General features: G+C 66.7%; 19 protein-coding genes. 2 read left to right on the top strand and 17 right to left on the bottom strand.

All coding sequences use genetic code 11. The features are described from left to right. Positions 1–24: 24 nt before the first annotated feature. From U6115_RS22250 to U6115_RS22240, 3 genes are all read right to left on the bottom strand, one after another. Complete coding sequence (locus U6115_RS22250; protein WP_043571837.1) at positions 25–558, bottom strand: YfaZ family outer membrane protein; 534 nt, start codon at positions 556–558, stop codon at positions 25–27. A gap of 62 nt (positions 559–620) precedes the next feature. Beyond that, complete coding sequence (locus tag U6115_RS22245; protein WP_043571839.1) at positions 621–1,253, bottom strand: YceH family protein; 633 nt, start codon at positions 1,251–1,253, stop codon at positions 621–623. Between the two features lie 64 nt (positions 1,254–1,317). Next, positions 1,318–2,850, bottom strand: coding sequence for a glycine betaine uptake BCCT transporter (locus U6115_RS22240; protein WP_043571840.1), 1,533 nt, complete (start codon positions 2,848–2,850; stop codon positions 1,318–1,320). Positions 2,851–3,252: 402 nt separating this feature from the next. On the opposite strand from U6115_RS22240, the gene U6115_RS22235 reads away from it, so the two are divergent. Further along, the gene (locus U6115_RS22235) at positions 3,253–3,999 is read left to right on the top strand and encodes a TlyA family RNA methyltransferase (protein WP_043571843.1); all 747 of its coding nucleotides are present in this window, start codon (positions 3,253–3,255) and stop codon (positions 3,997–3,999) included. Positions 4,000–4,038: 39 nt separating this feature from the next. Here the strand turns inward: U6115_RS22235 and U6115_RS22230 are convergent, their stop codons facing one another. From U6115_RS22230 to U6115_RS22205, 6 genes are all read right to left on the bottom strand, one after another. After that, a complete protein-coding gene (locus U6115_RS22230) occupies positions 4,039–4,515 on the bottom strand; it encodes a universal stress protein (protein ID WP_043571844.1) in 477 nt (158 codons plus the stop codon). Between the two features lie 427 nt (positions 4,516–4,942). Then, the gene (locus tag U6115_RS22225) at positions 4,943–6,292 is read right to left on the bottom strand and encodes a glutamine synthetase family protein (RefSeq protein ID WP_052257888.1); all 1,350 of its coding nucleotides are present in this window, start codon (positions 6,290–6,292) and stop codon (positions 4,943–4,945) included. 124 nt (positions 6,293–6,416) lie between these two features. After that, entirely contained in the window at positions 6,417–8,027 is a 1,611-nt protein-coding gene (locus tag U6115_RS22220; protein WP_043571849.1) for a methyl-accepting chemotaxis protein, read from the bottom strand. Between the two features lie 146 nt (positions 8,028–8,173). Next, a complete protein-coding gene (locus U6115_RS22215; RefSeq protein WP_043571850.1) occupies positions 8,174–9,574 on the bottom strand; it encodes a DUF2252 domain-containing protein in 1,401 nt (466 codons plus the stop codon). Positions 9,575–9,820: 246 nt separating this feature from the next. Further along, positions 9,821–10,189, bottom strand: a complete 369-nt coding sequence (locus U6115_RS22210; RefSeq protein WP_043571852.1) for a hypothetical protein — start codon at positions 10,187–10,189, stop codon at positions 9,821–9,823. A 96-nt stretch (positions 10,190–10,285) separates the two neighbouring features. Further along, positions 10,286–10,762 carry a WbuC family cupin fold metalloprotein gene (locus tag U6115_RS22205; protein WP_043571855.1) on the bottom strand — a complete coding sequence of 159 codons (477 nt, stop codon included), beginning with the start codon at positions 10,760–10,762 and terminating at the stop codon, positions 10,286–10,288. 116 nt (positions 10,763–10,878) lie between these two features. Here U6115_RS22205 and U6115_RS22200 point away from each other — a divergent pair, with 116 nt between their 5' ends. Then, positions 10,879–11,949: an aspartyl protease family protein gene (locus U6115_RS22200; RefSeq protein ID WP_080770135.1), complete on the top strand. Its 1,071-nt coding sequence runs from the start codon at positions 10,879–10,881 to the stop codon at positions 11,947–11,949. Here the strand turns inward: U6115_RS22200 and U6115_RS22195 are convergent. The 8 genes from U6115_RS22195 to U6115_RS22160 form a co-directional block, all read right to left on the bottom strand. Continuing rightward, positions 11,933–12,247: a WbuC family cupin fold metalloprotein gene (locus tag U6115_RS22195; RefSeq protein WP_197465966.1), complete on the bottom strand. Its 315-nt coding sequence runs from the start codon at positions 12,245–12,247 to the stop codon at positions 11,933–11,935. The genes U6115_RS22200 and U6115_RS22195 overlap by 17 nt on opposite strands. 39 nt (positions 12,248–12,286) lie before the next feature. Continuing rightward, the gene (locus U6115_RS22190; protein WP_146008413.1) at positions 12,287–12,880 is read right to left on the bottom strand and encodes a hypothetical protein; all 594 of its coding nucleotides are present in this window, start codon (positions 12,878–12,880) and stop codon (positions 12,287–12,289) included. Positions 12,881–12,895: 15 nt separating this feature from the next. Then, positions 12,896–14,155, bottom strand: coding sequence for a glutamate-5-semialdehyde dehydrogenase (locus U6115_RS22185; protein WP_043571860.1), 1,260 nt, complete (start codon positions 14,153–14,155; stop codon positions 12,896–12,898). A gap of 91 nt (positions 14,156–14,246) precedes the next feature. Then, a complete protein-coding gene (locus tag U6115_RS22180) occupies positions 14,247–15,839 on the bottom strand; it encodes a mechanosensitive ion channel family protein (protein WP_043571862.1) in 1,593 nt (530 codons plus the stop codon). Between the two features lie 63 nt (positions 15,840–15,902). After that, on the bottom strand, positions 15,903–17,090 hold the full coding sequence (locus U6115_RS22175) for a cyanate transporter (protein ID WP_043571864.1): 1,188 nt from the start codon (positions 17,088–17,090) through the stop codon (positions 15,903–15,905). 13 nt (positions 17,091–17,103) lie between these two features. Continuing rightward, on the bottom strand, positions 17,104–17,904 hold the full coding sequence (locus U6115_RS22170; protein ID WP_043571866.1) for an alpha/beta fold hydrolase: 801 nt from the start codon (positions 17,902–17,904) through the stop codon (positions 17,104–17,106). A 91-nt stretch (positions 17,905–17,995) separates the two neighbouring features. Then, complete coding sequence (locus U6115_RS22165) at positions 17,996–18,493, bottom strand: MarR family winged helix-turn-helix transcriptional regulator (protein ID WP_043571868.1); 498 nt, start codon at positions 18,491–18,493, stop codon at positions 17,996–17,998. 57 nt (positions 18,494–18,550) lie between these two features. Further along, positions 18,551–18,958 (bottom strand): lysozyme inhibitor LprI family protein, encoded by a 408-nt coding sequence (locus tag U6115_RS22160; protein ID WP_043571869.1) that lies wholly within the window; start codon positions 18,956–18,958, stop codon positions 18,551–18,553. Between the last annotated feature and the right edge of the window lie 13 nt (positions 18,959–18,971).

Genomic DNA, 18,971 nt, shown 5'->3' with positions numbered 1-18,971 from the left:
CGTTTTTCATGGCGGGGCCGGCGCTTAGAAGCTCAGGCCGGCGCCCAGATAGGCGCCGTCGGCAAGGCGGCGGCTGCGGCTGGCGTCATCGCGGCGGATGTCGAAGTAGCGGTAGCCGGCTTCCACGCTGAACGGGCCGGCCACGTTCCAGCGCACGCCCGCGGCGTAGTCGCTGACGCGGTCGACGCTGCCGCTGGCGAAGCTGCTCGGCGCGTAGTAGGCCTGGCCGAACACCTTGACCTTGGGCGCCACGTCGAAGCTGGCGCGGCCGCCTATCATCGCCGCGGTGGCGGAGCCGCTGTCCGGCGACAGCGCCATCAGCTTGCCGCCGGCCGCCACGGTCAGCGGGCCCAGCGGCAATGCGAACTCCAGGCCGGCGCCGCCGGCGCTGCCCTTGTGGTCGTGGCGCAGGTAGTCGAGGTTGAGGCCGATGCCGAAACCGTCCGGCGTGCGGGTGAGCTGCTGGGTGCCGTTGCCGGCGCCGAAGATGTAGTCGGCGGCATGGGCGCCGCCGGCCAGGCTGGTCAGCGCCAGCGCGAAAGCCAGATGTTTCTTCATGGGTCACATTCCTGAGTGGGATCAAACCAGAACAGATAGTGACCAATTGCTAAAAAACAAGTTCAGCCGGCCAGATGTTGTTCCAGCGACAGCAGCCTGGCTTTCAGCGCCGCCACCTCGGCTTCCAGCGCGGCGACGCGGCCGGTGAGGCCCACGTCTATGATTTCGCAGGGAGCCGCGGCCTCGGCCTGCTGCGGCTCGCCGCTCAGCAGATGGCACCAGCGCGCCTCGCGCTCGCCGGGCTGGCGCTCCAGCTTCATCGCCAGCGGCGGGTATTTGTCGGCCAGCGCCGCCAGCGCGGTTTCCACTTCATCCACGCTGGCAAAGCCGTAGATGCGGCCGGCGCGGGTGCGGATTTCGGCGCCGGTCTGCGGCCCGCGCAGCATCAGCAGCGTCAGCGCCGCCAGCCGCGCGCCGTCGATATTCCATTCGTAGTTGAGGCGGTGCTCGTACTTGGCGACGCGGCTGCCGGCCGGCAGTCTCTCGCCCACCAGCCGCTTGGCGATCAGCGCGTCCAGCGCGGCGCTGATGTCGGCGTCGGACAGCTGCAGCACCGGCTCGCGGCTGGTCAGCTGGTTGCAGGCGCTGGCGAGGCCGTTCAGCGTCATCGGATAGGCGTCCGGCGTCAGCGCCTGCTTCTCCACCAGCGCGCCCAGCACGCGCACTTCGATCGGGTCCAGTTGGTGCGTGTCCATACATCCTCCACTGCGAGATTCAATACGCACATCATCGCACCAAAGCCGCGCCGGGCCTAGGCGTTCAGCGCGTCTCGCGGCGCTCCAGCGCTTCCAGCTGGCGCAGGCGGCGGATTTCGCGCTTGCGGCCGTCGCGCTCTTCCTCGTCCAGCGCCCGGTACAGCGACACCGCCATGCCTATCATGATCAGCATGAAGGGCAGCGCGCTGACGATCAGCACCGCCTGCAGGCCCTTGAGCCCGCCGCTTTGCAGCAGGATCAGCGCCACCGCGGCCAGCAGCACGCCCCAGACCAGCTTGACGCGGTGGCTGGGATTGAGGTTGCCGCCGCTGGTGAACATGCCCAGCACGAAGGTGGCGGAGTCGGCCGAGGTGACGAAGAAGATGATCACCAGCGCCATCGCCAGCAGCGACAGCGCATGGCCGCCCGGCAGCTGCTCGAACATCACGTACAGCGCGGTGGAGACGTCGCTCTTGACCGCGGACACCAGGTCGGCGCCGCCGAACAGCTGCAGATCCAGCGCGGCGCCGCCAAAGGCGGAGAACCAGACGAAGCTGGCCAGCGCCGGCACCAGCAGCACGCCGACGATGAATTCGCGGATGGTGCGGCCGCGGGAGACGCGGGCGATGAACATGCCGACGAACGGCGCCCAGGTCACCCACCACGCCCAGTAGAACAGCGTCCAGTTGGCCATCCAGGTGCCCTGGGTGAACGGGCTCATCCGCAGGCTGGTGCTGGTCAGATTGCCTAGGTAGTCGCCCAGCGTGGTGGTGAAAGTGTCGAAAATGAAGCCGGTGGGGCCAAGCACCACCACCGCCAGGAACAGCAGGATGGCCAGACAGATGTTGAGGTTGGACAGCCACTTGATGCCGCGCGACAGGCCGGTCAGCGACGACAGCAGGAACAGCGCGGTGGCGATCACCACGATGGCCACGGTCAGCCAGTCGGACGGCTGGACGCCGAACAGCATCTGCAGCCCGCTCTCGATCTGCAGCGTGCCGAAGCCCAGCGTGGTGGCGACGCCGAACACGGTGGCCAGCACCGCCAGCACGTCGATGGCGATGCCGATCGGGCCGTTCACCCGGTCGCCCAGCAGCGGACGGAAGGCGGCGCTGATCAGGCCGGGCTGGCCGCGGTTGAACTTGAAGTAGGCCAGCACCAGCGCGGTCAGGCTGTACACCGCCCACGGATGCAGGCCCCAGTGGAAGAAGACATGGCGCATCGCGGCGCGCGCGGCGTCGGCCGACTGCGGCGCGGTGCCGGCGCTGGCCGGCGCGGCGAAGTGCGAGATCGGCTCGGCGACGCCCCAGAACACCAGGCCGATGCCCATGCCGGCGGAAAACAGCATGGCGAACCAACTCAGCCGCGAGAATTCGGGCTCCTCGTCCTCCTTGCCCAGGCGGATGTGGCCGAAACGGCCGAAGGCCAGGTACAGCGCGAACACCAGGAAGCCGAACACCGACAGCAGGTAGAACCAGCCGAAGCGGGAGATGGTGAAGCTCAGCCACTGGCCGGTGGCGGCGGCCATGTGTTCGGGGGCCAGCGCGCCCCACAGGGCGAACAATACGGTGAATAACAGCGATAGTCGTAAAACCATCTGCGCTCCTTGCGATGGCGGCGACGCCGAAGCCCCGCGCGGGGCGCGTCGCCGTAAGGGATGGGAAGATGGCGGCTCTAAGGCGAGCGCCGCTGGCGGGGCCGGCTTGGGCCGGGCTTTCCGCGCCGCCCGGCGGTGCGGGCGGATGATGGATGGAGCCAGCCTGTTGGCATGATCGACTGTCGCGAGATGGCGAATGGCGGTCGATCATCAGGCTGAATCCTGATGAATAATTGAATAAAATCAATCAATTGTTATTTAGACTAACATTATTAGCATTTTCTTGTAAACCTTTGGGCGGCATTTTTTCGCCGCGCGGCGGCGCGGCGGCGCCGCTTGACAGGGCGGGGCGGCTTGTCCAACCTGTCGCGTTTCATTGCCAAGCCGCCGCGGGGAGCACGGATGATCCGAATCGATATTTTGCTGGTGGAACAAGGGCTTGCCGCGTCGCGCACCGCCGCGCAGAACCTGATCGCCGCCGGCCGCGTCAGCCATCAGGGCGCGGTGGTGGCCAAGGCCAGCCAGAAGTTTCCGCCGCATGCCGAATTCGCGGTGGTCGCCGACGCGGCCGACCGCTATGTGTCGCGCGGCGGCCTGAAGATGCAGGGCGCGCTGGCGCAGGCCGGCATCGCGGTGGATGGCTGGTGCGCGCTGGATGTCGGCCAGTCCACCGGCGGCTTTTCCGACTGCCTGTTGCAATACGGCGCGCGCCGGGTGGTGGGGGTGGATGTCGGCCACGATCAGCTGCATCAGCGGCTGCGCGACGACGCGCGGGTGCGCTACTTCGAGGGCGTCAACGCGCGCGCGCTCGACCACGCCGCGCTGCTGGCCGCCAACGACGGCGATGGCTTCGACCTGATGGTCTGCGATGTGTCCTTCATTTCGCTGAGCCTGGTGCTGCCGTCGGCGCTGCCGCTGCTGAAGCCGGGCGGCCGCCTGCTCAGCCTGGTCAAGCCGCAGTTCGAGGTGGGGCGCGAAGGGTTGTCCAAGGGCGGCATCGTCCGCGACGAAAGCCTGTATCCGCGGGTGAAAGACAAGATCAACCGGGTGCTGGCCGAGCAGAACATGAAGACGCTGGCCTGGTTCGACAGCCCGATCAAGGGCGGCGACGGCAACCACGAATTCTTCGTCCACGCCGCGCGGCGCTGACAGGGGCGCGGCCCGCGCCAGGCGGGCCGGATGGCGGGCTTAGTCGACGCGGATGTCGTCGTCGTCGGTGCTGCGCACGATCAGCAGCGGGCAGTGGCTGCGGCGCAGCACGTCCTGGGCGAAGCTGCCCATGAACAGGTGGGCCAGGCCGCTGCGGCCATGGGTGCCCAGCACCACCAGGTCGGCCTGCTGCGAGCGGGCGTAGCCTATCAGCAGGTCGGCCAGGTCGTGGCCGCCTTCCCAGCTTTTTTCCAGATGGCTCAGCACATTGTGCAGGCCGGCCTCGCGCGCCAGCAGCTGCGCGCGCGCCAGCGCCTCCTGGCCTTGTTGCAGCGCCAGGTCGTAGCCGGGGTCGCCGGCGTAGACGCCTAGGCTGTCGACGGCCAGTTCGCGCAGGCTGGCGATGTGGACCAGGGTGAGCCGGGCGTCGCTGAATTTGGCGACGCGGATGGCTTCGTGCAGCGCTTTGTCGGAATTGTTGCTGCCGTCTATCGCGGCGATGATGTGGCGGTACATCTGCAGCTCCTTCGAAAAACACCGGCCAGGTGGGATGCCTTCAGCATACCGCGCCGGGCAGGCGGCGTCTCGCCGGGCGAGCGCTGGTGTTGATCCAGGGCAATGAAACAAAGGCTGCTGCATGAGACGGGACGCATATCGATGGCGCGGTATGTCGGCAGCCGACCGAATCCCCCTTCGACCCGTGCCGGCAAAACAGTTTTGTGCCAGGAGTTGTAGAGCCGCCGTTTTCTGATCGGCGGCGCCTGGCGCAAGACTGTTTTGTCGGGGTTTCTCGGGCCGCTGGGGTCGCCTGGAGTGGTCAGGGGGCTGGCGAGACAGCCTCCTGACCCGTTCGGCGGGCGGAACCGCCGTGAAAGTCATTGTCCGCGTAGCGGACTCCGCAGCGTTGTTGTCGTGGCTTACCCAGGCAGGACTAGGATCTCGATCAGACCAGAAACCCCAGGTACTGCCGCTCCCAGGTGGTGACTTGGCGATGGTAGTCGGTCAACTCCACCTCCTTCACCGCCAGATAAGCGCGGCAGAAGTCGGCGCCGAACAGCTTTTCGCCGATTTCCGCCGCCGCCATCGCCGCGCAGGCGGCGTCCAGCGTGGTCGGCAGGCTGGCGGCCTGCTGCTTGAACACATTGCCGTGCGCCGCTTCGTCCGGCGTCAGTTTCTGTTCGATGCCGGCCAGGCCGGCGCCCAGGCTGGCGGCCAGCGCGAGGTAGGGGTTGGCGTCGCAGCCGGGCAGGCGGTTTTCCACCCGGCGCGCCTCCGGGCCGGATACCGGCACCCTGAGGCCGACCGAGCGGTTGTCCAGCCCCCAGCTGAGGTTGACCGGCGCCGCCATGCCCTTGACGAAGCGGCGGTAGGAGTTGGGATTGGGGCAGAACAGCGGCATCAGCTCCGGCAGGAAGCGTTGCAGGCCGGCGATGAAGCCGAAGAACGCCGGGCTGGCTTCGCCGCCGTCGCCGCTGAAGACGTTGCGGCCGCGGCGGTCCACCAGGCTTTGGTGGATGTGCATCGAGCTGCCGGGCTGGCCGGGCAGCGGCTTGGCCATGCACACGGCGCTGAGGCCGTGGCGGTGGGCGATTTCCTTCAGCGCGGTCTTGAACAGGAAGGTGTCGTCGGCCAGCTTCAGCGCGTCGCCGTGCTTGAGGTTGATCTCGAACTGGCTGGGGCCCATCTCGTGCACGCAGGTGTCGGTGGCGATGCCCAGCGTCTCGCAGGCCTGGTATAGCTCGTCGAAAAAGGCTTCCAGTTCGCCCAGCGCGGAAAAGCCGAAGGCGTCGAAGCCGGTTTCGCGCCGGCCGCAGGGCAGTTGCGGCGGCTGGAACGGCTGCGCCGGGTCGCCGTGGGCGGCGAACAGGTAGAACTCCAGCTCCGGCGCGACGATGGGAGTCCAGCCGTGGGCGGCGTAGCGCGCCAGCAGCTGTTTCAGGATGGAGCGCGGCGCCAGCGGCGACAGGCCGCCGTCGTGGTCGACGCAGTCGCAGATCACCAGCGCGCGCGGCGTCTTGGCCCAGGGGACGAGACGCAGGGTGTCGTAGTCCGGCGTGAGGGTCACGTCCGGATCGTGTTCGCCGTAGAAGCTGTAGTCGGGGAATTCCCCGACGCAGCTTTGCAGCGGCACCGCGCGGGCGATGCGCAGCTGCTGGCCCTGGATGAAGGCCGAAGCGGGCAGGGTCTTGCCACGGGCGAAGCCGTGGACATCGGCGAAGGCGAGTTCCACATCCCTCGCCTTGCTGTGTTGCAGCCAATCGATGCGGCCTGCCGGCATGCGGGCATCAGACATACGTTTCTCCACTGAAGCGTGCTGGGGTTCCTGTCTGTCCTCAGTTTTTTTTCTTGCTTTCATGGAGCGTGCGCCCGCAGCCATTATGCCAGCCGCAACGGCGGCGGCAAGTGCCGCGATGGGTTTACAGGCGGAAGCGGCCGACGGTCTGATGCAGATTGGCGGCTTGCTGGTCGATGTCGCGCACCGCCTCCACCGCGTTGCTGACCGAGTTCTGCGTTTCCTCCACCACGCCGGCCACCTGTTCGACATTGCCGGCGATATTGGTGCCGGCCTGGCTTTGCTCGCCCATCGCCACCACCACGTTGTGGACGTTTTCCAGCGCGCTGCTGGCCTGGCGGCTGATCGAATCCAGCGTCTGCGCCGCCTGCTGCACCTGTTCCACGCCGGCCTGCACCGCCGGGCGGATTTCGTCCATCTGGCTGGAGACGTTGCCGGTTTCGCTGATCACCGCCTGCACGATGGTGCTGATCTCGTCGGTGGCGCTGGCGGTGCGCTCGGCCAGTTTGCGCACCTCGTCGGCGACGACGGCGAAGCCGCGGCCCATCTCGCCGGCGCGCGCCGCTTCGATCGCCGCGTTCAGCGCCAACAGATTGGTCTGGTTGGCGATGTCGCGTATGGTTTCGGCGATGCTGCTGATGCTGCGGCTGCGCTCGGCCAGCTGGCCGACCATGTCGCTGGCGCTGTGGATCTGGTCGGCGACCTGGCGGATGCCGTCGGCGGCGTTGCCGGCCAGCGTCTTGCCTTCGCTGGCCAGCTGGGCGGTGTCGCGCGCGCCGCTTTCGGTGTCGCGGGTGCTGGCGCTGACATGGTCTATGCTGACCGACAGCTGCTCGATGGCGGCGGCGGCCGAGGTGGTGGACGAGCTGGCGATGCCGGACACCTCGTGCACCTTGTCCATGTCGCTGGAGAGCTGGCGGCAGGAGTGGTTGATGCTCTGCGTGGCGTGGCCGATCTCTTCTATCATCCGCCTGAGCTTGCCCTGCATGTCCTGCATCGCGCCCAGCAGGCTGCCGGCGCCGCCCTTCACTTGAATGGCTAAGCTGAGGTCGCCGTCGGCGATGGCCTTCACCACCTCGGCGGCATAGGCGGGCTCGCCGCCCAGCGACTGCAGGATGGAGCGCGACATCCAGCCCACCAGCGCGCCCAGCACCACGATGCAGAGCACCGCCACCAGCAGCAGCGTGCGCGCCTCGCTCCAGAACAGCTGGTCGATGTCGTCGATGAAGATGCCGGTGCCTATGGTCCAGCCCCAGGGGTCGAAGCGGAACACGCCGTTGAGCTTGGGGAATTCCTCGGCGCCGCTGCCGGCGCGCTTGGTCTGGATGGTCAGCACGCCGTAGTGGTCCTGCTGCATCGCGTCTTCGTAGGCCTGCACGGTGGTGCGGCCGTCCGGCAGCTTGCTGCCCATGTCCACCTTGCCGACGCGGTCCTTGCTGGGGTGGAACAGCACCAGGTTGTCGCGGTTGCGGCCGAAGAAATAGATGTCGCCGACCTTCAGCGCCGACAGCGCGGCGATGGCCTGCTTTTGCGCCTCCGGCCGCGGCATGCCCTGGGTTTCCAGCTGCTGGAAGTGGCTGAGGCTGTTTTCCGCCATTTTCAGCAGATGGACGATCTGTTCGCGTTTTTCCTGGTGCAGGGTGGCGCGGGTGGAGAACAGGGCGACCGTGGAGATGCCGAGCAGCGCGATCATGCTGGCGGCGATGATGATGATCAGGCGGGTATTCAGCTGCATTTTCAATACTCTGATGGGTGAGGAACAAGCCGCCGCAAGGCGGCGACGCCCGCTGGGATGCAGCGGCGGGCGCCGACTGGATTATGCGTTTCTGTTGTTACAGTCTAGTTCAGAGCAAGAAAATCAATATTGGAAGTTTCCCTGATTCAGCGCGCCGCCGCCGCGCACGGCAAACGGCCGCTTTGGATCGCGGCGTCGAATAGCCGGTAGTCGGCTTCCACCTGATCGGCATAGGCCTGCGCGTAGTCGGCCAGCGCCTGGTCGAACTTGTCGCTGTCGCCCAGGTAGCCGGCGATCTCGGCGGCGCAGCCGCCCGATTTGGCGTGCGCGCGCGCCAGCGTCCAGGCGCAGGCCTGGCCGTAGCTGGCCAGCTCTTCGGCGGCGGCGAAGGTTTCCAGCGTCGGCGCGCCTTTCATGTCGCGCAGCTGGCGCATGTAGAAATGGCGGCCGTCGGCGCTGTGGGTCCAGCCGAGGAACAGGTCGCTGGTGGCCTGCATCAGCCGCTGGCCGAACACCACCCGCTTGCCCTGGTTGCCGTGCACGCAGTCCTGGGTGAAGGCTTCCAGCACTGACGGCCGCGCTTCTTTCAGCTGCAGGAACAGCGGCTGGTCGTAGTCGTCCTGCAGCAGCAGCGCCAGGCAGCGGGTGCCGACGCTGCCGACGCCCACCACCTTGAACGCCGCGTCCACCAGACGGAAGCGCCGCAGCAGCTCGCGGCGGTCTTCCTTCAGCGTGGCGATGTAATGCTCCAGCATGCCTTGCACCTTGGAGAGGCTGTCGGCGCCCAGCCAGTCGTCGCAGGCGGCCAGCGGGCCGCCGGCCTCGTCCAGGTGGAAGATCACCGGCGGGTTGTCGCGCAGCCGCAGCGCGCCGTCCTCGCTTTCGGTCATCTTGGGCAGCAGGCGCTCCTGGGTCTGGCTGCGCGCCTTGTCGGCCACTTTCTGCAATTGCTGGCGCATCGCCGGGTCGGGCGCGTGCGACAGCAGCTCCTCGAAGCCCACCCGGCAGTACCACAGGTCGAGCTGGCTCATCTGCGAGAAGGCGAGCAGGCGGCGGCGGTAGGTGGCTGCCAGCTGCAATACGGTGTCGCGGGCGTCGCCGGCGCCGAAGCCGCGGCTGCGCGAGGCCAGCACCAGGCTGACCGCCAGCCGCTTGACGTCCCACTCCCAGGGGCCGGGGTGGGTTTCGTCGAAATCGTTGATGTCGAACACCAACTGCCGCTCCGGCGAGGCGAAGAAGCCGAAGTTCATCAGGTGGGCGTCGCCGCAGATCTGCAGGCGCAGGCCGCTGTCCGGGCCGGCGGCGAGGTCGGCGGCCTGGATCATCGCCATGCCGCGGAAGAAGGCGAACGGCGACGCGTGCATGCGCGCGTAGCGCAGCGGCGCCAGCGCCGGCACCCGGCCTTGCGAGGTGGACTCCACCAGCGCCACCACGTCGCGGTCGGCGGCCAGCCGGCATTCGGCCTGGCTGGCGCGTGGACAGTTCTGGCGGCGGGCTTTGCCGTCGGCGTAATGCTGGTCGTACATCGGGTGGGAAACGGCAGGCATAACGGGCATCCATGGTTGCGGCGGGTGCCGATAGTGTAAACGCAGGCGGCGCGCCGCGCCGACTGAACGGCGTCGGCATTATCCACAGCTTGTTCTTGAACTATCCACATTATGCACAGGCGCTTGTGGATGTTTTTGCTTGTCCACAGGCAGGTCACGAAATGTCACGATTCCTCATCTATTGCGCACAGGCTTATCCCGACTTATCCAAATTATCCACAGGCGGGTGAGGATTTTCCGACTTGTTCACAGCCTCTTGCCGCTGCAGCTGTGGATCAGCTTTTTCCAGGCCGGGCTCAGCGGCAGGCCGTTCAGCTCCACTTGCAGCCGGCTGCCGTCGGCCTGCGGCAGGATTTCCACCCGGGTGCCGGAGGCGTCGCTGGCGGGGTTGCGCATCGCCAGGCTGTGGCTGCCGTCGCGCTCGTCGCGGCGTTCGATGAAATCGTCGGGGATGTGCAGTTTCTGCAGGCCCTGCTGCAGGCAGTCGGTCAGCTGGGCCGGCGGGCGGGAGGAGTCCAGCGCGGGGCCGCCGGCGGGGGCGGCGCGCAGCGGCGTGGTGCAGGCGAGCAGGGGCAGGGACAGGGCGAGGGACAGCAGCAGGCGGAACTTCGGCATCGGCGCGGCGCTTGTGGCGTGAGTGGAAGATGCCTTGTTGGTGGCACGGGGCGGCCGGTGGTTCCGGCCGTCCCGCCGCCAAAATGTTAAGCGATATTACGCGAAACGCTCGCCGGCCTGGCAGCCGCGCAGGAAAGCCAGCATGTCGGCGACGCGGGCGTCGCCTTCGGCCGGGGCCCAGGCGGCCTGGTCGGCGCTGTCCAGCGGCAGGTAGGGGCCGCGTTTGACTTCGAACACCACGCTGCCTGGTTCGAGCGACACCACCGAGTGCCAGGTGTTTGCCGGCATCTCGAACACGCGCGCGCCGCCCTCTCCCAGCCGGTGGCGGGCGACCACGGTTTCGCCGGCGGCGTCGAATTCGATCCAGTCCAGCGCGCCGGCCAGCACGATCAGCAGCTCAGGGCTGCCCGGATGGCGGTGCGGGCGGACATAAGTGTCCGGCTCCATGGCGATGGCCAGGCGCTGGATGGCGTCGTCCAGCTGCTCGTGGAGATTGTGGTGGGCGCGCAGGCGCGGCGCACAGGCGGCCTTGGCGGACATGGCGGCCAGGTCTGGATTGGTCAGGGTTTTCATATTTTTGGCAAAACGAGCTTATGAGGCAAAGGGGGATTATCGCGTGAATTGAGAGGGTTGTCTGATATCGCGATGGCGGAGGCGGCGGCGAGAGGAGGGCGTGGAAGTTTCATTTAATGATTTTGGCATTGAAAATTTCAATTACAGGACAATTTGAATGCTTTCCGCTTCGGCTCCGCGAGGCGAGAAAATTCCACGCAGGCCTGAACAGGGGCTGGCGTGCCAATAAAAATGAAGAGGAACATCAAGTGAACGCAAATAAAAAAGTAGCGCTGGCGCTGTTGGCTGGTTCTTTCGGTTTCGCCTCCCCGGCGCAGTCCGCGCCAAGCGGAGCCGATTCGTCGCCGACTCCATTCAGCGTGCCTTTGGCGAAGCAAGCCAATGGCTTTGTCGCGGTGAAGGCGCGGCTCAATGGCGTGGATGGCCGCTTCTTGCTCGACAGCGGCGCGTCGATGACTTGCGTAGACCGCAAGCAGGCGGCCCGGTTTGGTTTGGAAAATCAAGGAACAACGCGCACCTCGCATGGGTCCGCCGGGGCAACCGAGATCAAGCGGGTAGCCGACAAGCGGCTGGAATGGGGCGGCAGATTGGCGGCAGACAAGTTGGCTGTGTATTTGACGGATTTCGACGCGATCAACCAAGGTTTGGCCGAAGAAGGGGTTGCCGCGGTGGATGGCGTCATCGGCATGGATGTGCTGGCCGAGCAATATGCGGTGCTGGATTATGGGCAACAGCAGTTGCGTTTGGGAAAGGATGCCAAGCCGGCGGCGGCTTTTGACCGCTTGCCTTTGACGTCGCTGGGCGGCAGGCAATTGATGGTGGAGGGGGTGATCAATGGCGTGAAAGGGCGCTTCATCATCGACACCGCCGCGGGAGGGACGTTCGTCACCGACGATGCGCACGCCGCCAGGTTCCATCTGGTCCGCCAACCTGGAGCGAATCAGGTCCATGGCGTCGGCGGCAGCGTCGAAAGTCATTTCTACTTATTGGACAGCTTGCAGCTAGGCCCGCGTTTCACGCTGCGGCAGCAGAAGGTGGAGACCATGGACCTGGCCGGCGTGAACGCCTCGTTGAAAGCCAAAGGGCTGGAGGAGGTGGATGGCTTGCTTGGCGCCAATGTGCTGAATCAGGGGGCGGCCGTCTTTGACATCGGACAACAGGTTTTGCAGCTCAAGCCATTGATTTGATTTTGAGCCCGAGCCAGCCGGACCGCATGATCAACAGCTCCGGGCTGCCGGGGCGGCGGTGCGGGCGGACGTAGGTGTCCGGCGCCATGGCGATGGCCAGGCGCTGGATCCCGTCTTCCAGTTGTTCATGCAGATTGTGATGGGCGCGCAGGCGGCCTTGGCGGACAGGTCTTGATTGGTCTGGGTTTTTGTCGGCAAACGAGCGTGTGAAGCGACAGCCAATTATGATGCGAAATGAAGAGGGTTGTCTGTTGTTGTGGAGGAAGGGGATAGTTGAGCCTATCAGTGAAATGATCAACTAAACGCTTAAGAAAGAAATTGGCAAGTGGTAGAAGAGCTAGTTAATTTCTTGGATAAGTTCAATAAGAGCGGCAGAGAACTTGGCAACATCTAAATCATGAACCCATTTTTCATTTTTATGGTTTCCTTCTAATGTGATGATGCCTGATAGGTGTGACCAATCCGTTGGTTTGAAGTTTATGAGGTTGAACTGGCAGGAGGATAATAATTCATCCTGATCGATTCGGTGTGCATTTGTTGATTTTATTTTTTTTGGAATCATCTTTTCAGCGTGAATGATCTTGTTGCATGCTGTCCTTATAAGGTTTTTATTCTCATCTCTACTTAGATTTTGAGTATTGTTTAAGAACTCTCCTGATCTGTGTTTATTATTGATTCTATCTCTAACGGATCTGTAACTTTCTATGTCCGCGTGAAGGTTATCAAGCGTACGTATAGTGATAGCGATGTTGAGTAGTAGATGTGAGATCTCCCGCGTATAAAGTTCGTCACCTAGTTTCTTTTCTAAGCTAGGATTGGCTGGGTCAGAATTGTAAGAAATAATTGAATCTGCGTAAAATATGCAAAGAAGACGATAAATATTGAGTTTTATCGTCTCTTTGTCGAGCGCGTAGCGGTCTGGCTGGCTCATGGCATGAAGTAAAACTTACTGTCTGATCTGCCCGTCGCCAAGCACGATCCACTTCTGGCTGGTCAGGCCATTGAGGCCGACCGGGCCGCGAGCGTGGATTTTGTCGGTGGAGATGCCGATTTCGGCGCCCAGGCCGTATTCGAAGCCGTCGGCGAAGCGGGTGGAGGCGTTGACCATCACGCTGGCCGAGTCCACCTCGCGCAGGAAGCGGCGGGTGCGGCCGTAGTCTTCGCTGACGATGGCGTCGGTGTGGTGGCTGCCCCAGTGGTTGATGTGTTCGATCGCCTCGTCGATATCCTTCACCACCTTCACCGCCAGCACCGGCGCCAGGTATTCGGTGGCCCAGTCTTCTTCCGTGGCCGGCGCGACCTTGTCGCCCAGGATCACGCGGGTGCGTTCGCAGCCGCGCAGCGCCACGCCTTTTTCCCAGTAGGCTTCGGCCAGGCGCGGCAGCATGAATTCGGCGAAGGCGCCGTGCACCAGCAGCGTTTCCATAGTGTTGCAGGTGCCGTAGCGGTGGGTCTTGGCGTTGATGGCGATGTGGAAGGCCTTGTCCGGATTGGCGGTGTCGTCGATGTAGACGTGGCAGTTGCCGTCCAGGTGCTTGATCACCGGCACCCGTGCCTCGGCGCTGATGCGGGCGATCAGGCCCTTGCCGCCGCGCGGCACGATCACGTCGACGTATTCCGGCATGGAGATCAGTTCGCCCACCGCGGCGCGGTCGGTGGTTTCCAGCACCTGCACCGCCTCGGCCGGCAGGCCGGCCAGGCGCAGGCCTTCGTGCACGCAGGCGGCGATGGCCTGGTTGCTGTGGAAGGCTTCGGAGCCGCCGCGCAGGATGGTGGCGTTGCCGGACTTCAGGCACAGGCCGGCGGCGTCGGCGGTGACGTTGGGGCGGGCTTCGTAGATGATGCCGACCACGCCCAGCGGCACCCGCATCTTGCCCAGCTGGATGCCGGACGGGCGGTAGCTCATCTCGCTGATTTCGCCCACCGGGTCGGGCAGCGCGGCGATCTGGCGCAGGCCGTCGGCCATCGCCAGCGTGCCCTGGGCGGACAGGGTCAGCCGATCCAGCATCGCGGCGTCCAGGCCGGCCTGGCGCGCGGCGTCCAGATCGCGCCGGTTGGCGGCCAGGAGCAGGTCCTGGTCGCGGACGATGGCGTCGGCGATGGCCAGGAGCGCGGCGTTCTTCTGTTGGGTGTCGGCGCGGGCGAGCAGGCGCGAGGCCTTGCGCGCCGCCTTGCCCAGCTGCTGCATGTATTCTTTTATGTTCATGGCGGAAGGTCCCGGTGATCTCGGTGTCGGATTGGCTAGAGCTTAAACCAAAGCGCAGCCTGCATCCAGCCGCAAGGCCGCGCCGGATTGGCTATTGTCCGGCAGGCGGTTCGCGCCAGCGCTGGGCCGGCACCGTGACCGGTTTTTCCGGCTGTTCGACGAAGTGCGGCGACATGATCTGCACGCCGAATTCGTTGAAGGCGTCCAGGATTTCGCCGTGCAGCGCGTCGCGCGCGCCGGGCGGATCGGCGTCCGGCAGCAGCCGCAGTTGCAGCTCGTACTCGATGTAGAAATCCTGCAGCGCCAGCTTGCGCACCTGCGGCGCGTACGCCGGATCGGCGCCGGGGCTGCGGCGCGCGGCGAGCTCCAGCAGCGCGGTCACCTGTCGCCACGGGGTGTCGTAGCCTATGGTGACGCGGCTGGCGATCATCGCGCCGCCGCCTTCGCCATGGCGGCTGAAGTTGCTGATCCGGCCGCCCACCGCCACCGCGTTGGGCAGGGTGATTTCATAGCCCTGGCTGGTGGCGAGCTTGGTGGACAGCGCCGACAGTTCGATCACCGTGCCCTCCACTTCGCCCACCCGCACGTAGTCGCCGCGCCGCAGCGCGCGGGCGTAGATCAGCACCAGGCCGCTCATCGCGTGGTTCATCAGCCCGGCGGAGCCCAGCGTCACCATCAGGCCGAAGAACACGCTGACGCCCTTGAAGGCGTCGCTGCCGGCGCCGGGCAGGTAGGGATAGGCGACGATCAGCGCGAACAGCCACAGCGCCACCCCGGCCAGCCGGCGGGTGGCGCCGACGGTCTCGGCGTGCAGGCCGGGCAGCGCCAGCTGGCCACGTTCCACCGCGCCGCACAGCAGCGTCAGGCCGCGGCTCAGCAGCCGGGTCAGCAGGAAGATCATCGCCACCGTGGCCAGGCCGGGCAGCGCCGACAGGATGTCGTCGGCCAGGGTGGCGAGCAGCTGGTAGAAGGAATCCCCCAGCTTGCGGCCCAGCGGCCGGGTATAGGGAAACAGGCCCAGCGCGTAGCTGAGCCAGACATAGCCGGCGAACAGCGCGCATAGCAGCGCGGTGACGTCCACCAGCTGGCATTCGGCGGCGCGCAGGAAATGGCGCAGGTCGAACTTGCCGCCCAGCCAGGGCAGCCGGCCCAGCGGCTGCCGCTGCAGGCGGCGGCGCGAGACCGCGCGCAAGCGCAGGATCAGCGCCAGCAGAACGGCGAAGGCGGCGCTGGCCAGCAGCGCCAGCAAGGCGGCCTTGGCCATCTGTTCCGGCGAGCGCTGCTCCAGCGCGGCCAGCCGCTGTTCGTTCAGCCGGTCGCGCACCCGGGCCGCAGCCTGCTCCAGCGTCAATTGATCGCCGGGGTCCAGGTCGTCCGCCAACAGCGTGAACAGCGGTTTGCCGTGGATGCTCAGCGCGATGCCGCGCAGGCTGGAGTCGGCCAGCGGCGCGGCTTGCACCGGCTGGCTCAGGTCGTCCGGCGTCAGCTCGCGGATGCGCTCCAGCGTGCGCCGCAGCCGCTGCTCCGGGCTCAGCCTGGCCTGGGGGGCCAGAAACAGGAAGATCGGGCGGTTGTCCAGCACCAGGGTGCGGGCGCTGTCGGCCGGCGACGGGTTGGCGCGCGGTTCGGCGGCCAGCGCCGGCAGGCATAGCGCAAGCAATAGCAACAGGCGAAGCAGGGGCATGCGGACTCCATGACGGGCGGGTTTCGCCCATCATCGCACAGCCGCCCGCCGCCGCGCATCCGCTCAGGCCAAGCGCATCGCCAGCCGATAGCGTTGCGGGGCGAAGCGCGCGGTGAGCAGCAGCAACAGGACCACCGCGCCGGAGAGCGCCAGCCAGGCCAGCTGGAAGCTGGCGGTGACGTCGCGCAGCCAGCCGGCGGCGAACGGCGCGCAGGCGGCGATCAGGTAGCCTATTCCTTGCACGAAAGCCGTCAGCCTGCCGGCGGCCCGGCTGTCGTCCAGGTGCGACAGGGTCAGGATCATGCTGAGCGGGAACAGGCCGCCCACGCCCAGGCCCAGCAAACCCACCCACAGCAGCATCAGCCGGTCTTGCGGCAGCGCCACCATGCCGAGCAGCCCCGCCAAGGTGAAGCACAGCGCCAGCGCCAGCCAGCCGCGCAGGTCGGGGCCGCGCGCCGACAGCGCCGGCAAGGTCAGCCCGGCCAGCACCTCCATGCCGGTCATGTAGCTGAGCATCAGCCCGCCTTGCTGGCCGCTCCAGCCCAACTGCACGAAAAACGGCGGCAGCCAGGCCAGCGAGCAGGTGTAGACGGCGGTGCCCAGGCCAAAGTAGCCGGCCAGCAGCCAGGCGCGCGGCAGGCGGCCCGGCGAGGCGGCGGAGTGGGAGTGGGAGGCGTGGCCGGCCGCGGCCGGCGCGTGCCGCCACCACAGCCAGCAGCCCAGCGCGGCGGGCAGCGCCCATACCGCTAGGCCCAGATGCCATTGGCCGCTGGCTTGGGCCAGCCACGGCGCGCCGGCCGCGGCCAGCGAAGCGCCGCCCATGATGGCGGTCACGTACAGGCCCATCAGCAGCGAGACCTTATCGGGGAAGTGCTGCTTGATCAGGCCGGGCAGCAGCGCTTGGGCCAGCGCGATGCCGCAGCCGGCCAGCAAGGCGGTGGCGAGCAGGGCGGGGTAGCCGGGCGGCGGCAGGCGCAGCGCGCAGGATAGCAGGATCAGCGCCAGCGCCAGCAGCACGCCGCCGCGCGCGCCCAGCCAGGCTTCCAGCCGGCCGCCGGCGAAAGCGCCCCCGCCCATGGCGGCGATGGGCAGGGTGGTGAGCAGGGCGGCGTCGCTGAAGCGGATGCCGGTGGCGTGGCGGATCGGTTCCAGCAAGGGGCCGATCGCGGCCAGGCAGGGGCGCAGATTGAGCCCGGCCAGAATGATGGCGCAGGCCAGGGCGAGAGAGGAGCGGGTGGTGCCGGGACTCATCGTGTTCTCCGCATCAGTGTTGGCGCAAGAAGGCGAGCAGGGCGGCGTTGAAGGCGGCGGCGCTGTCCACATTGGCTACGTGGGCGGCGCCGGGCAGCGTTGCAAAGCGCGCGCCGGGCACCTGGGCCGCCATCCATTGGCTTAGCGCCGGCGGCGACACCTCGTCGCATTCCCCGGCCAGATAGAGCGCTGGCGCGGCGATGGCGGACAGGTTCTCGGCTAGGTGGTAATCGGCTAGCCCTTCGCAGACATGGGCTTGCGACGCGCCGTCCGCCTGCGCCGCCTGCGCCTGCCACTGCCAGTACAGCGCCTGCCCGGCGGGGCTGGCGCGGAAGGCGGCGTTGAGGTTGCGCGGCCAGCTTTGCTCCAGCCGTTTCAGCGGGCCGTCCGGCTCGCGCAGCGTCTGCGCCCAGCCGGCCAGCATCTGCCTGGCTTCGTCGGTGGCGGTGGAGGGGAAGCTGCAGGCCACGGTCAGGCTGCGGACCCGCGACGGTGCGTCCAGCGCCAGCTGCTGCGCCGCCATGCCGCCCAGCGACAGGCCGACGATGTGCGCTTGCGCCAGATCCAGCTGATCCAGCAGCGCGACGCAGTCGGCGGCGAGATTGGCGACGCCGTACGAGGCGTCCAGCCGCGGCGAGGCGCCGTGGCCGGCGAAGTCCGGCGCGATCACGCGGTAGCCGGCCGCGGCCAGCGCCTCCAGCTGCGGCAGCCAGGCGCGGCCGCTGTTGCAGATGCCGTGCAGCAGCAGCGCAGCCGGGCCGTCGCCGTGAGCCAGGTAGTACAGCCGTCGATTCCGGTGGGTGTAGTAAGCCATCGCGGTCTCCTAAGTGAGCCTGGCGGCGGGCGAGCCGGGGGCGGCTGGCGCCGGCGGCGTCAGGGGTGGGAAAGCGGGAAAAGAGAGGGGCTTAGCCGGGCGATTCGCCGGGGAAGCCCTGCAGCCAGAGCTTGAGCAAGCCGGCCAGTTGAGCGCGCTGCTCGGGCGCGAGCGGCGAGAGCGCGTCTTCCATGGCGGCGACGTGTCCTTCCAGCGCGCGGTCTACCCGTTCGAGTCCTGCCGGGGTCAACAAGATGCGCAGCGCGCGGCGGTCGTCGGGATTGGGTTGGCGCGTCACCCAGCCAGCGGCTTCCAGCCGGTCCAGCCGTTTGCTGACGGCGCCGGAGGTCAGCATCAGGCTGGTGTAGAGGTCGGTTGGACAGAGGCCGTCGGCGCCGCCGGCGCGGCGCAGCGTGGCCAGCACGTCGAATTCGCCGTCTTTCAGGCCGAAGGCGGTGAAGTTGTCGGCCAGCCGGTTTTGCAGGTGGATGAGGAGGCGGCCCAGCCGGCCGACCACCGCCATCGCGGAGCAATCGACATCGGGGCGGGCCTGCCGCCATTGCTCGAGTATGCTATCTAGCTTGTCCATGAATGCATCATGGCACAAATTTATCTTCCTTGGAAGTTATTCCCTTGGAAGATAGTTTCAGTGCTGCTCCGGCAGCAGCTTGGCCAGTTCGGCGGCGCGCGCCGCGGTGGCGGCCAGCGCGCAGTCGGCGGCGGCCAATGCGGCGGCGGTGCCGCCGTCCGGGTCGGCGTAGAGACGGCAGTTGGCGTCGCGGTATTGCAGCCACAGCCGTTGCGCTGCCAGCAACTGCGGCTGGCGCGGCTTGGCCAGCGCGGCCATCAGCTTGCGGTAGTTGTCGTTGAGCGTTTTGTCCTGCTTGCCATGCTCGGCGGCGATGCAGTCCTGCATGGCGACGGTGGAGACGGCGGCGTCCATGCACTGGTCGTAGGCGCGGCTGTACAGCGCGGCTTCGTCGCCGCAGGCGAGTGCGGAGGAGGATAGCAGCGCCAGCGACAGGGCGGCGCAGAGGCGGGCGTGGGTTTTCATGGCGGACCTCTTG

It is taken from the genome of Chromobacterium subtsugae (assembly GCF_035919665.1).
GTDB lineage: Bacteria > Pseudomonadota > Gammaproteobacteria > Burkholderiales > Chromobacteriaceae > Chromobacterium > Chromobacterium subtsugae.
This window is presented reverse-complemented; position numbering and strand designations above follow the sequence as displayed.

What these genes read in the sequence shown, in the direction of transcription:
- U6115_RS22250 (WP_043571837.1), bottom strand. Translation starts at nt 558, where the DNA reads ATGAAGAAACATCTGGCTTTCGCGCTGGCGCTGACCAGCCTGGCCGGC.
- U6115_RS22245 (WP_043571839.1), bottom strand. Translation starts at nt 1,253, where the DNA reads ATGGACACGCACCAACTGGACCCGATCGAAGTGCGCGTGCTGGGCGCG.
- U6115_RS22240 (WP_043571840.1), bottom strand. Translation starts at nt 2,850, where the DNA reads ATGGTTTTACGACTATCGCTGTTATTCACCGTATTGTTCGCCCTGTGG.
- U6115_RS22235 (WP_043571843.1), top strand. Translation starts at nt 3,253, where the DNA reads ATGATCCGAATCGATATTTTGCTGGTGGAACAAGGGCTTGCCGCGTCG.
- U6115_RS22230 (WP_043571844.1), bottom strand. Translation starts at nt 4,515, where the DNA reads ATGTACCGCCACATCATCGCCGCGATAGACGGCAGCAACAATTCCGAC.
- U6115_RS22225 (WP_052257888.1), bottom strand. Translation starts at nt 6,292, where the DNA reads ATGTCTGATGCCCGCATGCCGGCAGGCCGCATCGATTGGCTGCAACAC.
- U6115_RS22220 (WP_043571849.1), bottom strand. Translation starts at nt 8,027, where the DNA reads ATGCAGCTGAATACCCGCCTGATCATCATCATCGCCGCCAGCATGATC.
- U6115_RS22215 (WP_043571850.1), bottom strand. Translation starts at nt 9,574, where the DNA reads ATGCCTGCCGTTTCCCACCCGATGTACGACCAGCATTACGCCGACGGC.
- U6115_RS22210 (WP_043571852.1), bottom strand. Translation starts at nt 10,189, where the DNA reads ATGCCGAAGTTCCGCCTGCTGCTGTCCCTCGCCCTGTCCCTGCCCCTG.
- U6115_RS22205 (WP_043571855.1), bottom strand. Translation starts at nt 10,762, where the DNA reads ATGAAAACCCTGACCAATCCAGACCTGGCCGCCATGTCCGCCAAGGCC.
- U6115_RS22200 (WP_080770135.1), top strand. Translation starts at nt 10,879, where the DNA reads ATGATTTTGGCATTGAAAATTTCAATTACAGGACAATTTGAATGCTTT.
- U6115_RS22190 (WP_146008413.1), bottom strand. Translation starts at nt 12,880, where the DNA reads ATGAGCCAGCCAGACCGCTACGCGCTCGACAAAGAGACGATAAAACTC.
- U6115_RS22185 (WP_043571860.1), bottom strand. Translation starts at nt 14,155, where the DNA reads ATGAACATAAAAGAATACATGCAGCAGCTGGGCAAGGCGGCGCGCAAG.
- U6115_RS22180 (WP_043571862.1), bottom strand. Translation starts at nt 15,839, where the DNA reads ATGCCCCTGCTTCGCCTGTTGCTATTGCTTGCGCTATGCCTGCCGGCG.
- U6115_RS22175 (WP_043571864.1), bottom strand. Translation starts at nt 17,090, where the DNA reads ATGAGTCCCGGCACCACCCGCTCCTCTCTCGCCCTGGCCTGCGCCATC.
- U6115_RS22170 (WP_043571866.1), bottom strand. Translation starts at nt 17,904, where the DNA reads ATGGCTTACTACACCCACCGGAATCGACGGCTGTACTACCTGGCTCAC.
- U6115_RS22165 (WP_043571868.1), bottom strand. Translation starts at nt 18,493, where the DNA reads ATGGACAAGCTAGATAGCATACTCGAGCAATGGCGGCAGGCCCGCCCC.
- U6115_RS22160 (WP_043571869.1), bottom strand. Translation starts at nt 18,958, where the DNA reads ATGAAAACCCACGCCCGCCTCTGCGCCGCCCTGTCGCTGGCGCTGCTA.